The organism is Acinetobacter sp. 70_2 (assembly GCF_056736115.1).
On sequence record NZ_JBWZIP010000015.1, the window covers coordinates 67,849 to 81,803 of the forward strand.

Genomic DNA, 13,955 nt, shown 5'->3' on the forward strand with positions numbered 1-13,955 from the left:
AACAAATAGGATGAAAGCCTAAAATTTGAATAACGACTTAGAATGTATTTTGAATAATGACATCGTCGTAAGGAAGTTTACCTACACGTGGGTAAGGCTCAGAAGCCGACTTACCAACTGCAATCATTAAACACACCACGTGGTCTTCAGGTAAGTTAATGAGCTTTGCCATTGCGTCAAAGTCAAAACCGTCCATCGGGCAACTGTCTAAACCATGTTCTTGAGCAAGTAACATGAGGGTTTGAGCAAAAATACCCGCACTACGCATGACTTCGTCACGTTGGGTTTGTGGACGGTCACGGTAATATTGGTCAATTGCACCAGCCATAATATTTTGAACTTCTGGAGTCGCGCCATCCCATACACGTTTGGCATCAACTTCCCATGTATTTACTTTTGCACATAACACAATCAGTAAAGATGCTTCTGTAACTTGCGGTTGGTCCCAAGCAATGGCACGAATTTTTTGTCTTAACTCAGTGTCTTCAATAATCACTGGACGCCAATGTTGCAAGTTAAAAGCACTTGGTGCATTTGCTAAAACTTCTTGTAATAACTCTTTCTTGTTATCTTCAGATAATTCAAAAGAAGGGTCGAAGCGTTTAATTGCACGGCGCTTACGGAGAGCATCAATAACATTCATAAGATTTTCCTACTTAAGAGGTGGGTAGCCATACTAGTTAGCTTTATAACGTTGAGCTACTTCAGCCGAAGAAAAGTTTGGTAGTAAAGTGATACGTGATTTTTCAAAATTATTCCATTGATTTTCGTCTTTAAGCACAGGAATTGTAATTGTTTCTTTGCGATCAAAGCCGATTAGAGCAGCATCGACCAAATCATTGACATCCATTAATGGCGGAACTTGGCTTAAGTCGATGCCTGAACGTTCCCAAATTTCGGTTTTGGTTGCAGATGGCAATACGGCTTGAACATGCACACCATGATCTTTTAACTCTAAATGTAAACCTTGGCTAAAAAAATGTATGAAAGACTTACTTGCACCATAAATGGTAGAGCCAAATTCAGGGGACAACCCAACTACAGAACCTAAATTAATAATTGACCCTTTACCTTTACGCACAAGTTGTTCTGAAACTGCATGAGACAATCGAACCACCGCCGTCATATTTAAAGTCATGAGTGTTTCAATTTCTTTAATATCCTGAGCTAAAAAGTTTCCGTTTAGTGTAATACCTGCGTTATTTACCAAAATTTCAATATCGGCATCGTTTTTAAGTACATCTTCAATTTTACTAATGTCTTGATCCTTTGATAAATCGGCTTGAATGAACTCGACCTGTACACCGTATTTTTCTTGAAGATCTTTTGAGATTTTATCTAAACGGTTGATGTCTCGTGCCACCAAGATTAAGTTGTGACCACGTTGCGCAAATCGGTCTGCATAGACAGAACCAATCCCTGACGAAGCCCCTGTAATAAGTACTTTTGACTGAGCTGACATGTGATGTCTCCACGCTTTAATTTTTAGATGATGATCATAATCTAAAATAACTAATTTTTGATGTCAATCATAATCAATGTATAATTATCACCAGTAGGGTGAATAAAAGTGGGTGCGTCAACATGAAAGTCAGTAAAACTCAGGTAAAGGAAAACCGAGATAAAATTGTTGAAAAGGCGACTCAACTGTTTCGTAGCAAAGGTTACGATGGGGTCGGCATCGCCGAGTTGATGTCTAGCGCAGGTTTTACCCACGGCGGCTTTTATAAACATTTCAGTTCGAAAACAGACCTTGTCTCAATTACTGTTAAACATGGACTTGAGCAGGTTTTAAAAAGAATAGAAGGTTTAAACTTAACTCAATTTATTCAGCTTTATGTGTCTCGTACTCATCGAGATAATCGAGATTTGGGCTGTACTTTAACAGCGCTATCTTGTGATGCCGCAAGACAGCCCGACGAAGTAAAAGTCGAATTTGAAGAAGGCATTGAGCAACTTATTCAGTTCATTATGAACGAACGAGCCAAACAAGTTTCTTTAGAAACAGAAGAGTTAAGAAAGCAAGCCATTAATATTCTTGCTCAGTCTGTAGGGGCAATTGCCTTGTCTCGCGCATGCCCAGACCAATCAAACCTTAGCGATGAAATATTAGAAAGCTGTAAAGAGAGTCTTTTAAAATTAGCCGATTAAGCTTTTTTATCCTTTAAGCTGGTTTGGCTAAACTGAATTAATCTCGCAATATCGACGGTTCTTTCATAAATGAGTTCTGCTGCATGTTCACAGGCCTGTTCTAATGTAATGGGACCATTGGCGAGTGAAAAAGCAGCCGTAACGCCATGTTCATAAAGTGCTTGGTAGCCTTCGCCTAAAGAGCCTGCAATAACAATAACGGGAACATTATGCGCCTTAGCAATTTGACTCACCCCAAAAACTGTTTTGCCGTTTAGGGTTTGCTGGTCAAATTTACCTTCACCGGTAATGACCCAATCTGCATGAGCAATTTTATGCTCAAGTTGGTTCAGTTCAGCCACCACTTTAACTCCAGCCTTAAACTTAGCATTTAAATAACTTTTGGCTGCAAAGCCCAAACCGCCAGCAGCACCTGAGCCTGCTTCATCTCGTTTGTCGAAACCTAAAAGTTGTGCCGTGACATCGGCAAAATGGACAAGGGCTGCATCGAGTAAATGTACTTGAGCAGGGGAAGCCCCTTTTTGTGGGCCAAAAATATGTGATGCGCCGTTTGGGCCACAGAGTGGATTGGTCACATCGGCAGCCAGTAAAAACCGTGTATGCTGAATGCGTGAGTCAAAGTGCGTTAAATCAATGTTTGATAGGTTGCTTAGAGCAAGCCCACCTGCGGGTAAAACGTTTTGATTGGTATCGAGCAAAACTGCGCCTAAAGCATTGAGTAAACCTGTGCCGCCATCATTAGTAGCACTACCGCCCACGGTTAAAATAATATCTTTTGCGCCTGCGTCTAAAGCATCCAAAATGAGCTGGCCTGTGCCAAACGTTGTGCTGTGGCAAGCATCACGCTCAGATGGGGTGACCAACTGTATGCCGCTCGCTTGAGCCATTTCAATGATGGCGATTTTCTGATGCTCTAACCATCCCCATTTGGCTTGAACAGGTTGACCTAATGGCCCGACTACAGTTTTTTCACGCCATTGACCATCGCAGACTTCTAAAACAGCTTCAATGGTTCCTTCACCGCCATCTGCCATTGGGCATAAAACAGTTTCTGCATGAGGAAAAACCGCTTGCCACCCTTTGGCAATGGCTTGCGCTACCTTCAAAGCAGATAAGCTGTCTTTAAATGAGTCAGGGGCGATCACAACCTTCATAAATGCTCTAATAAGGATAAGTTTCTCATTGTTTTATACTGCTTAATACCAAAAAACCATAGATAAACACATGTAAGTGTCAATTTTAAAACGCTTTCAACCTGTTAAAAATGAAACCCAATAATGTTTTTATCTGTAAAAACTACAGCTACTAAATTTTTAACTCATTGTTTTATATATTTTTATATAAATAATGTGCTTGGGCTGAATGATTGTAATTGTAAATAATATGGCACATATTATAAGAGCGGTTGAGCCGGCTTTTAAAAGATGAGCAATAACATAAAAAGCAGACTCTACTCATGGGTAAACAGCGGGTAGTTTTGATAAAACCATAATTAAATTGTGATTTTACTGAGCCTGTTGAGTGTAAAAAAGATAAGAGGATGAAAAAGTGGATAATTCAGAAGAACAAAAGCACATACAGGAAAATAATAGTTTTGCGCGAATTGAGCCATATACTCATCCTGCTGGCGGGTGGGGCGCACTGCTCAGTGTTGCTCGAAACCTAAAGCGACAAGATATTTTAGGCAAAGGCTCAATTACCTTACTCAACATTAACCAGCCGACAGGTTTTGACTGTCCCGGCTGTGCATGGCCAGAAAAGAAAGATGCCCATGCCTTTAACTTTTGTGAAAATGGTGCCAAGGCAGTTGCTTTTGAAGCAACCAGTAAAACCGTTACTCCCGAATATTTTGCAGGCCATACCGTCAGTTGGTTATCAGAACAAAGTGACTTCTTCCTAGAAGACCTAGGCCGCTTAACCGACCCAGTTCGTTATGATGCTGCAACCGATAAATATGTTCCTATTTCGTGGGATGATGCATTTAAGCTCATTGCTCAACATTTACATGCGCTAGATAACCCAGACCAAGCGGCATTTTATACGTCGGGCCGTGCCAGTAACGAAGCAGCATTTTTATATCAATTATTTGTGAGAAGCTTTGGTACAAATAACTTTCCAGACTGTTCGAACATGTGCCATGAAACCACAAGTGTCGGCTTGCTTGACTCAATTGGTTTAGGAAAGGGCACAGTCACCCTAGATGACTTCGATATAGCTGATGCTATTTTTAGTTTTGGTCATAACCCCGGCACCAACCATCCGCGTATGTTAGGTACTTTACGTGAAGTTTCTAAACGCGGCGGCAATATTATTGCAATTAACCCGATTAAAGAACGAGGCCTAGAGCGTTTCCAAGACCCGCAAGCACCGCTTGAAATGATGACCAACGGCAGTACGCCAATTAGTCGTTATTATTTCCAGCCTAAAATTGGGGGTGACTATGCACTCATGTTAGGGATGTTAAAGCACTTAAATGAGTGGGATAAAAAAGCACTTGCCTCAGGTAAACCAAGCGTTTTTGACCGAAACTTTATTGCGGTCAATACTGTTGGTTTCGATGAAATGATTGCTGAGGTAGAAAGAACCGAGTGGGCAGATATTCATAAGCACTCAGGTCTGTCACCTGAACATTTAGAAAAACTCTCTAAACTCTTTTTAGAGTCAGAGCGCTCTATTTTCTGTTGGGGTATGGGGATTACCCAGCACCGTCACGGAACTGCTAACGTACATATGCTGGCAAATTTATTGTTGGCGCGTGGTCAAATTGGTAGACCGGGTGCAGGGCTATGTCCGGTTCGTGGGCACAGTAACGTGCAAGGCGACCGAACTATGGGTATTAATGAACTGCCTAGCCCTAAACTACTCGATAGCATTGACCGTGTGTTCGGTATTAAATCACCAAGAAAAAATGGGCATGGTGTGGTCGAAACCATTAAAGCTATGGCTGAGGGCGAGGTCAAAGTCTTCATTGGTTTGGGCGGAAACTTTGCGGTCGCGACGCCAGATACTCCATATACTCAAGAAGCGCTTAGAAAATGTGATTTAACTGTTCATGTCGCAACGAAATTAAATCGTAGCCATTTGGTGTGTGGTAAAGACGCACTTATTTTGCCATGTTTAGGCCGTACCGAAATTGATGAACAGCTTCACGGCCCGCAAGCAATTTCTGTTGAAGACTCCATGAGTAATGTTCACTTATCGGCAGGGCGTAATACGCCAATTTCTAAAAACATATTGTCGGAACCGGATATTGTGGCAAGAATGGCTGAAGCGGTACTTCCAGACAGTCAGATTAAATGGAAATGGTACATTGAAAGCTATGACCGTATTCGTGACTCAATTGCCGATGTATTTGATGAGTTCCATGACTTTAATTTACGCGTCTATAAACCGGGCGGTTTCCATCTAGAGCATCCAGCCAATCAGCACATCTGGAATACAAAGAGCGGTAAAGCGCAGTTTATGATCACACCGCTGAGTGAGGTTTATGCCGATAAGGAAAATCAGTACGCTGCGGCATATACCGAAAGTAAGGTCTATACCTTAATGACCACGCGTTCCCATGACCAATACAACACCACTTTATATGGTCTAGATGACCGTTACCGTGGGGTGTTTGGTCAGCGCCGTGTGTTGTTTATGAACCAAGCTGATATTGATGAAGCAGGCTTTGAAGCAAATCAATGGGTCGATATTGAAAGTGTTTTCTCGGATGGTGTGAAGCGTATCGTGCATAGTTTCCGTATTGTGCCGTACAACATTCCGCGCGGCAGCTTAGCTGCTTACTATCCGGAAACCAATCCTTTGGTGGCATTAAGCAGTCACGATAAATATGCCAAGATTCCGGCATCAAAAAGTGTTCCTGTGATTTTGCATCCCGGGAATGCACCAGAGCACTTTAACTTGGCAACAGCAGTTGACCCTGAAGATGCAGATAGAAAAGTCAGCAGCCTTTAAATCAAACACGATATTTAAAATGTAATTCAAACAAATGGCGCTCTAAACAAGCGCCATTTTGAAATAAAGGAAATCATTTTGACACCACATGCTTATGGGGTTGAAACATTACAAGTACAGCGTTTTAACAAAACCGAATCTGAAAATGTTTTAGATCATATTGTGCAAGAGTACCCAATCGCCTTGGTGTATAACGGTATTTCACATGCGGTGATGATGGCAACACCAACCGATGTTGAATTATTTGCCAAAGGTTTTAGTCTCTCAGAAGGCATTTTGACCAGTTTAAAAGAGCTATATGCGCTTGATGTGCATCAAAGTGAAATGGGAATTACGGTTGAAATGACCATTTCATCGAGAGCATTTGCTGCATTAAAAGAACACCGCCGTATGATGGTAGGTCGTACAGGCTGTGGTTTATGCGGAATTGAGAGCTTAGAACAGTTTCAGTTAGATGTTCCCAAAATTACAACACATGCATCAAAAATATGGCTTGAGCAAATTCCAAGTGCTATTTCCCATTTAAAAGCCCAGCAAGAAATTACCGCTTTAACAGGTGGGGCACATGCCGCAGCGTGGGTGGTTGATGGTCAAATCGTGGCGTTATTTGAAGATGTTGGCCGCCATAATGCCTTAGACAAACTAATTGGTTATTTAGCTCAAGAAAACTACGACACCAGTTTAGGTTTTGTGGTGATGACCAGTCGGGCAAGTTATGAACTGATACGAAAATGTGCCCAGTTGAATATTAGCCTACTAGCTTCAATTTCAGCACCGACCAGTATGGCCATTCAGTTAGCCAAACAATCTGGCCTGACATTGGCAAGTTTCTGTAGGGGAGACAGGTTTGTTTTATATACAGAAATTTAAAATATATCGTTCAATATGATGGGCTTAAAACGAAGCTCATCTGACATTTCTGTTGCTTTTAAGCTAAGGATAGATTTTATAGATTATTATAAAACTCTAAAGGTTCAGAGTCTGTCCAAATGTCTTGGGTACAATCAATAAAAGAATGGGCAAAGCGTCTAAAAAAACAAATTATTATGCTTTGGTTTGCATCAAGGCATCCTCAAATGCCGTGGTTACCCAAAGTGATTGCGGTCGTGGCTGTGGCTTATGCTTTTAGTCCCATCGATTTAATTCCAGATTTTATTCCTATATTAGGCTTTGTAGATGATGCCATCATTTTACCCATACTCATTTGGTTAGCGCTTCGTTTTACGCCTCAACAGGTTATTTTCGATGCGGAACAGCAAGCTAATGAATGGCTAGAAGAACATGAAAAAGGGCCACGAAATTATTTGGTTGCTGTACTTATTATTTTAATGTGGCTCACTCTTGCTGTGATGGCTTATTTTTATTTTGGTGGTGGTTTGTAGGTGAACTAACCTTTGAAACCTTGTTGTAATTTAACGCCCCGAACATTGTGCTTTGCTACAACTCAAAGGATAATAACGTTTTTATAAGCTATGAGTTGCAGATAATGAAAATCGTCGCAGATGAAAACTTGGCATTTACCGATTACTTTTTTTCAGAATTTGGCGATATTCAACACCATGCAGGACGCACCTTAACGCACGCAGATGTAAAAGATGCTGAAGCTTTATTGGTTCGCTCAGTCACCGCAGTGAACGAAAGTTTAATTCAAAACACCGCTTTAAAATATGTGGGTAGTGCCACAATCGGAACCGATCATTTAGATATTCAAGCCTTAGAAAAACATGACATTACATGGGCCAATGCAGCAGGTTGTAATGCACAGGCAGTTGCTGAATATGTGATTACTGCTTTACTGCATTTAGATACAAACCTTTTAGAACAACAAGAAAAATTTACCCTAGGCATTGTTGGTCTTGGAAATGTGGGTAAACGTTTGGCTTATATGGCTCAGTTACTTGGTTGGAATGTAATTGGCTTCGACCCATATGTACAGTTAGATTCAATTGAAAATGTAAGCTTTAAAACCCTATTGCAACAAGCCAATGCCATTTCAATTCATGTGCCGCTCACTAAAAACGATGAACATGCGACATATCATCTTTTCAATGAACAAACTTTTGCGCAACTTCAACCTGACACCATTTTAATTAATAGCGCTCGTGGTCCGGTCGTGAAAGAAGCTGCTTTAATGCAAGACATTCAACGTACTCAGCGTAAAGTCGTGCTAGATGTATTTGAACATGAACCAGTCATATCTGATGAGCTTTTAAATATGTTGGCGTTGGCGACACCGCATATCGCAGGCTATAGCTTGGAAGGTAAGGCACGCGGTACGCAAATGATTTATGAAGCGTTTTGCCAAAAGTTTGGATATGACATCAATAAGCGTTTTGAAACTCAGTTACCTGCATGTGAAGACTATTTTTCAGGACATGATTTAAAGGCAGTGTTAAAGCAAAAAATATCTCAAATTTATGATATTGCTCAAGATGATGCCAACATCCGTGCCTGCGTTAAAGATGGCAAAGTAGAGCAAAAAGCATTTGATTTATTACGTAAGAATTATCCGCTGCGCCGTGAATGGGCAGCACATGGGGGACCACAGGCATGAGTTTAAGTTATCAACCTACTTGTTCAATTGATGCTTTAAAGGCTCGTGCTAAGCTTTATACCCAAATTCGCCAGTTCTTTGCAGAACGTGAAGTCATGGAAGTCGAAACGCCAATTGTTTCACAAGCAGGCGTTACCGATGTGCATTTGGCTTCGGTTCAGACTTTGCGTCATATTCATGGCAAGTTGCAAACTCAATATTTACAAACCTCACCAGAGTTCGCCATGAAGCGGTTATTGGCAAGTGGTAGCGGGCCGATTTATCAAATCTGTAAAGTTTTCCGAGACGATGAACACGGGCGCAAACACAACAGTGAATTTACCATGCTTGAATGGTACCGTCCGGGTTTGGACTTAAAAGCATTAATGCATGAAACAGCCGATTTATTACAAACATGTTTGCAGCATCGTTTTGGTGAAGTTCGTCCATTTATTTTAAGTTATAAGCATGCTTTTCAGGACCGCTTGGACATTAACCCTTTGCAAGCGACTTTAAAGCAACTCAAAGATACTGCAAATCGTGTGGGATTAAATCTTGATTTAGGTGATGATCGCTTAGCTTATATGGATTTGTTGTTCTCTCATTTTGTTGAGCCAAGTTTAGGTTTTGATGCACCTGTCTTTTTAACTGACTTTCCGCCAGAAATGGCATCTTTGGCTAAAGTGAAAGTAGATGAAGATGGGGAAGAGGTCGCAGCGCGTTTTGAGGTTTATATTGAAGGCTTAGAGCTTGCCAATGCTTACGATGAATTGCTCGATGCAGACGTGTTACGTTCACGCTTTGAAGCAGATAATGCAGAACGAGCTAAGCAAGGGCTTCATGTCATGCCATTAGATGAGCACTTGCTGGCTGCGTTACCTCATATGCCAGAATGCTCAGGAATTGCTTTAGGTATTGACCGATTACTCATGGTTGCAACAGATCAACTTAAAATCGAAAAAGTCATCGCTTTTCCAGCTGAAATTGCCTAAGCGCGAGCAAATAAAAAAGCCACATATTGTGGCTTTTTTATTTAAAGCTTATTTAAATTAAGCCTGTTGAATACCTGCAACAACCCAGTCTTGCTGAGAGCCAACAGGTTTTACAAAGTGCCAGATTTCTGTAAATGGCTGTGGCAAGCTATTTAAATCTTCACTTACTGTACCTGTAAAGCGTACGCTCACAATGTATTGACCATTTTCAGTCGCACTGTCTACAACCATTGCATTTAAGTTACTAAACTCGGCAACGTCCTGATCTTGGTTCTCCATGATGTCGTTATACATAGAGTTATAAAGTTCAGGTGTTAAGTAGCGACGAATTTCTTCGATGTTACTTGCACTGTTAATTGACTGAATGTGGTTAAAACGCTGACGAGCAACACGTAAGAAAGAAGCAGGTTCACTACCATCTGGTAACTGGTTGCCATTACTTGTTGTTGCACCGCCAAACGGAGCTTGAGTTGCTGTACCACCGCCAACAGACTGACCAAAAATATTGGTGTTGTCGTTTGAGTTCGTTGGCGCAGCTGAACGGCCAAATGTGTTTTGACCGTTGCTGTTTGGAGCGTAAGGATTATTTGCTGCTAATTTTTTTTTCCCGCCAAATTTGCGGAATACAAAAAAGGCAACAGCAGCAGCAAGTAATACCCATAACCAACCTGGGATACCACCTTTCTTCTCTTGTTGCTGTTGAGCAGCTTGTTGCTCGTTGTCAGGCTGGGTTACACGTTGTTCAGTTGATGTTGGTTTGTCATCAGCTAAAGCATGTGCTGCAACAGCACCTACGGCAGCACCAGCTACACCAGCTGCAACCATTGAACCAACACCCGGACCAGATCTCTGAGGTGCTGTAGCAGGTTGTTGAACTGGAGCCACTTGACGAGGTTGTTGATATGACTGGCTTGAAGTGGTAGAGCGTGCCATGCCGTGGCTTTTACCACCACCTGCACGTTTTGCTTCAGCAAGAGGAGAAATTGCCAAAGCAGCCATTAAAATACCGGTTATCAAGCCGCGCTGGTGTACTTCCATAGGAAATTCCTGTTTAAAATTAATTTGTAATAGTATTTATGCAGCCATTTACACTAAATTTCAACTATAAAAATATGTTTTTTTATGTCAATTCATCGCTGAGCTGCATCGCTTCGGTCAGCGCTTCATGTAAGCGAGCAACAGCAATCACTTGAACGCCCGGAATCTCTTTTTGTGGGGCGTTGCCTCTAGGTAAAATGACATATTTAAAGCCATGTTTTGCCGCTTCTTTTAAACGCTCTTGTCCATTTGGTACAGGACGAATTTCACCTGAAAGTCCAACTTCACCAAAAACTGCAAGTTGCTGAGGCAATGCTTTGGTCCGTAAACTCGAAGCACAGGCAAGTAAAACAGCCAAGTCCGAACCTGTTTCAGTAATTTTTAAACCACCGACAATGTTGACATAGACATCTTGTCCTGTGGTTTGCACACCGCCATGACGATGCATGACAGCAAGCAACATATTTAAGCGGTTTTGTTCAAGACCAAGTGCGACACGTCGTGGTTGTCCTTGGGCATCATCAACTAAAGCTTGAACTTCAACTAAAAGTGGGCGAGTCCCTTCACGGCTAATCATAACAATTGAACCGGGAATCGCTTCATCGTAACGACTTAAGAAAATAGCAGAAGGGTTGGCTACTTCGCGTAAACCTTTATCGGTCATGCCAAATACGCCAAGTTCGTTGACTGCGCCAAAACGGTTTTTAACAGCACGAATCATACGATAACGTGAGTCGGATTGGCCTTCAAAATAAAGTACGCAGTCCACCATGTGTTCTAAAACACGCGGACCTGCGAGTGCACCTTCTTTGGTCACGTGACCAACAATAAATAGCGCCGTGCCACTATTTTTTGCATAACGGGTCAATAACGCAGCAGATTCACGAATTTGTGAGACACCACCTGGTGCAGATTGGAGCGTTTCTGTGTAAAGCGTTTGAATCGAATCCAAAATTGCAACAACAGGTTTTTCTTGTTCTAAAACTTCACAAATCCGCTCGACACAGGTTTCCGCCATGACTTTTAATTGATCTGTCGGCAGGTCAAGGCGCTGAGCACGTAAGGCCACCTGAGATAACGATTCTTCACCCGTAATATAAAGTGCAGAGCTTTTTGCACTTGCCATGTGGGTTGCGGTTTGCAAAAGAATAGTCGATTTACCAATACCCGGATCACCACCAATTAGGACAACAGAGCCTGTGACCAAACCACCGCCAAGTACACGGTCAAACTCGCTAATACCTGTAGGTAAGCGGGTTTCATGAGAAACCGAGACTTTATTAAGTGTTGTGATATTGGCAACTTGGCCTGCATAGCCACCAATTTTAGGACGCGCACGATGCGCTGTAGTAGGTTCGAGTTTGACTTCAGTCAGAGAATTCCATTCACCACACTCTGAACATTGACCGGCCCATTTAGGATGATCAGCACCACATTGTTCGCAACGGTAAACAGTTTTGACTTTGCTCATATTCGACTTCGGTTAGATAACTTCATAATCAGTAAAAATAGAGTATAGCAAAACGACACCCTGAACGTAGGCAGAACCCGATCATTTTTCAAAGGCCTATTTTTCATGCGTTGTCCAAAAATATTGGAATGTATTTTGCTTTAGCTAAGGTGGGAAATTTTTAGGATATTTACCTATGTCTAATCTTCAGCATCATGATCATGCTGGCGACTTACAGCGCAAGCTGACCAATCGCCATTTACAATTGATCGCTATTGGAGGGGCCATTGGAACAGGCCTGTTTATGGGGTCGGGCAAAACTATTTCATTGGCGGGGCCGTCAATTTTATTTATCTATTTAATTATTGGCACCATGATTTTCTTTCTTATGCGTGCTTTGGGAGAAGTTTTACTTTCCAACCTAAATTATAAGTCATTTGTCGATATGGCTTATGATTTGATTGGCCCTTGGGCTGGCTTTTATGTCGGGTGGACCTACTGGGTAAGTTGGGTGCTCGTAGGTATGGCAGATTTAACCGCGGTAACGAGCTATTTGAGTTTTTGGCTACCCAATGGAGTCAGTTTTAGTCCAATAGAACAGGCCATGATTAGTGCGGGCTGTGTTCTCTTTTTATTAGTTTTAAACTTATTAACGGTTCGTCTATTTGGCGAAGTAGAGTTCTGGTTTGCGATTATCAAAATTGTTGCCATTATTGCTTTAGTCCTTGCCGGCATCTACATGGTAGTGTCCAAGTTCCAATCACCATCTGGCTCTGTTGCTGCTATCTCTAACATTTGGAATCATGGCGGTATGTTTCCTCATGGGGTAAATGGTTTCCTTGCGGGCTTCCAGATTGCGATCTTTGCTTTTATTGGGGTGGAGTTGGTCGGAACTACAGCCGCTGAAACTAAAGATCCACATAAACATTTGCCTAAAGCAATTAACGCAATTCCGATTCGCGTCATTTTGTTCTATGTATTGGCATTAATGGTGGTGATGTCTGTAACACCTTGGGATCAGGTAAAAGCAGATCGTAGCCCATTCGTTGAATTATTCTTAATGGCAGGTATTCCAACTGCTGCAATTATTATGAATCTGGTGGTGTTGTCATCGGTGATGTCTTCGATGAACAGCGGTATTTTTTCAACTAGCCGAATGATGTACGGCTTATCGCGTGATGGTCAGGCACCTGAAACTTTGGGTCAGCTGACTAAAAGCGCAGTTCCGGCAAATGGTTTAATTTTTTCCTGTGCCTGTATTATGGGCGGTGCTTTATTACAATATTTTGTGCCAAATACCATTGAAGCATTTACCTTGGCAACAACGTTATGCACCATTTTATTCTTAACGGTATGGATTTTGATTTTGGTGTGTTACATCCGCTACCGTAAGTTATCTCCTGAACTGCATGAAAAATCGAACTTTAAAATGCCGGGTGGGGTAGCGATGAGTTATGTCGTTATTGCTTTCTTCTTATTTACGATTGCGATTTTAAGCCTTGAAGCAGATACAGCTAAGTCGCTTATGGTTAGCCCAATCTGGTTCCTTGTACTTGCAATTGGTTACTTTGGTTTTTATAAGTCAAAAATAAAACGTAATTTTGCCCAAGAATAAATAACTTAGAAGCAAAATATAAAAAGGCAATCGATCAGATTGCCTTTTTTAATTGAAAAATCAAAGTGGTTCAAGTCTTATTTGTAGACTGGAAGGTGCGTTGTATTGCTATGTTCTTGTGCGTATTATCGGATTTAATTGTATGTATCTTGAAATTATCAGCCATACAGACAAAAATTGGTTAGCTGAAAAGTTGTCAAAAAATATACATTTAAAAAG

12 protein-coding genes are annotated in these 13,955 nt (G+C 41.5%); 7 read left to right on the forward strand and 5 right to left on the reverse strand.

From position 1 onward, the window contains the following. Positions 1-37 precede the first annotated feature (37 nt). A complete protein-coding gene (locus AC1PJ9_RS09340) occupies positions 38-643 on the reverse strand; it encodes a nitroreductase family protein (RefSeq protein WP_311086751.1) in 606 nt (201 codons plus the stop codon). A 33-nt stretch (positions 644-676) separates the two neighbouring features. Continuing rightward, positions 677-1,462, reverse strand: coding sequence for an SDR family NAD(P)-dependent oxidoreductase (locus tag AC1PJ9_RS09345; protein WP_311086752.1), 786 nt, complete (start codon positions 1,460-1,462; stop codon positions 677-679). Positions 1,463-1,584: 122 nt separating this feature from the next. On the opposite strand from AC1PJ9_RS09345, the gene AC1PJ9_RS09350 reads away from it, so the two are divergent. Beyond that, positions 1,585-2,151 carry a TetR/AcrR family transcriptional regulator gene (locus AC1PJ9_RS09350; protein WP_151750119.1) on the forward strand — a complete coding sequence of 189 codons (567 nt, stop codon included), beginning with the start codon at positions 1,585-1,587 and terminating at the stop codon, positions 2,149-2,151. On the opposite strand, the gene AC1PJ9_RS09355 is transcribed toward AC1PJ9_RS09350, so the two are convergent. Continuing rightward, entirely contained in the window at positions 2,148-3,305 is a 1,158-nt protein-coding gene (locus AC1PJ9_RS09355; protein WP_311086753.1) for a glycerate kinase, read from the reverse strand. The two genes, AC1PJ9_RS09350 and AC1PJ9_RS09355, sit on opposite strands and share 4 nt — an antisense overlap. Before the next feature lie 394 nt (positions 3,306-3,699). On the opposite strand from AC1PJ9_RS09355, the gene AC1PJ9_RS09360 reads away from it, so the two are divergent. The 5 genes from AC1PJ9_RS09360 to epmA all read left to right on the forward strand — a co-directional run bounded on the left by AC1PJ9_RS09360 (position 3,700) and on the right by epmA (position 9,633). Then, entirely contained in the window at positions 3,700-6,108 is a 2,409-nt protein-coding gene (locus AC1PJ9_RS09360) for an FdhF/YdeP family oxidoreductase (RefSeq protein WP_311086754.1), read from the forward strand. Positions 6,109-6,186: 78 nt separating this feature from the next. Beyond that, the gene (gene fdhD / locus AC1PJ9_RS09365; protein ID WP_311086755.1) at positions 6,187-6,978 is read left to right on the forward strand and encodes a formate dehydrogenase accessory sulfurtransferase FdhD; all 792 of its coding nucleotides are present in this window, start codon (positions 6,187-6,189) and stop codon (positions 6,976-6,978) included. 119 nt (positions 6,979-7,097) lie between these two features. Next, positions 7,098-7,490 (forward strand): YkvA family protein, encoded by a 393-nt coding sequence (locus AC1PJ9_RS09370; protein WP_209045448.1) that lies wholly within the window; start codon positions 7,098-7,100, stop codon positions 7,488-7,490. 104 nt (positions 7,491-7,594) lie between these two features. Next, positions 7,595-8,662, forward strand: a complete 1,068-nt coding sequence (locus AC1PJ9_RS09375) for a 4-phosphoerythronate dehydrogenase (RefSeq protein WP_311086756.1) — start codon at positions 7,595-7,597, stop codon at positions 8,660-8,662. Next, complete coding sequence (epmA, locus tag AC1PJ9_RS09380; RefSeq protein WP_191012029.1) at positions 8,659-9,633, forward strand: EF-P lysine aminoacylase EpmA; 975 nt, start codon at positions 8,659-8,661, stop codon at positions 9,631-9,633. Before AC1PJ9_RS09375 ends, epmA begins: the two co-directional genes overlap by 4 nt. Positions 9,634-9,690: 57 nt before the next feature. Here the strand turns inward: epmA and AC1PJ9_RS09385 are convergent, their stop codons facing one another. Next, positions 9,691-10,671 (reverse strand): Tim44 domain-containing protein, encoded by a 981-nt coding sequence (locus AC1PJ9_RS09385; RefSeq protein WP_311069465.1) that lies wholly within the window; start codon positions 10,669-10,671, stop codon positions 9,691-9,693. An 82-nt stretch (positions 10,672-10,753) separates the two neighbouring features. Continuing rightward, on the reverse strand, positions 10,754-12,142 hold the full coding sequence (gene radA, locus AC1PJ9_RS09390) for a DNA repair protein RadA (RefSeq protein WP_151761321.1): 1,389 nt from the start codon (positions 12,140-12,142) through the stop codon (positions 10,754-10,756). Positions 12,143-12,317: 175 nt separating this feature from the next. On the opposite strand from radA, the gene AC1PJ9_RS09395 reads away from it, so the two are divergent. After that, complete coding sequence (locus tag AC1PJ9_RS09395; RefSeq protein ID WP_311069464.1) at positions 12,318-13,736, forward strand: amino acid permease; 1,419 nt, start codon at positions 12,318-12,320, stop codon at positions 13,734-13,736. The last annotated feature ends 219 nt before the right edge of the window (positions 13,737-13,955 follow it).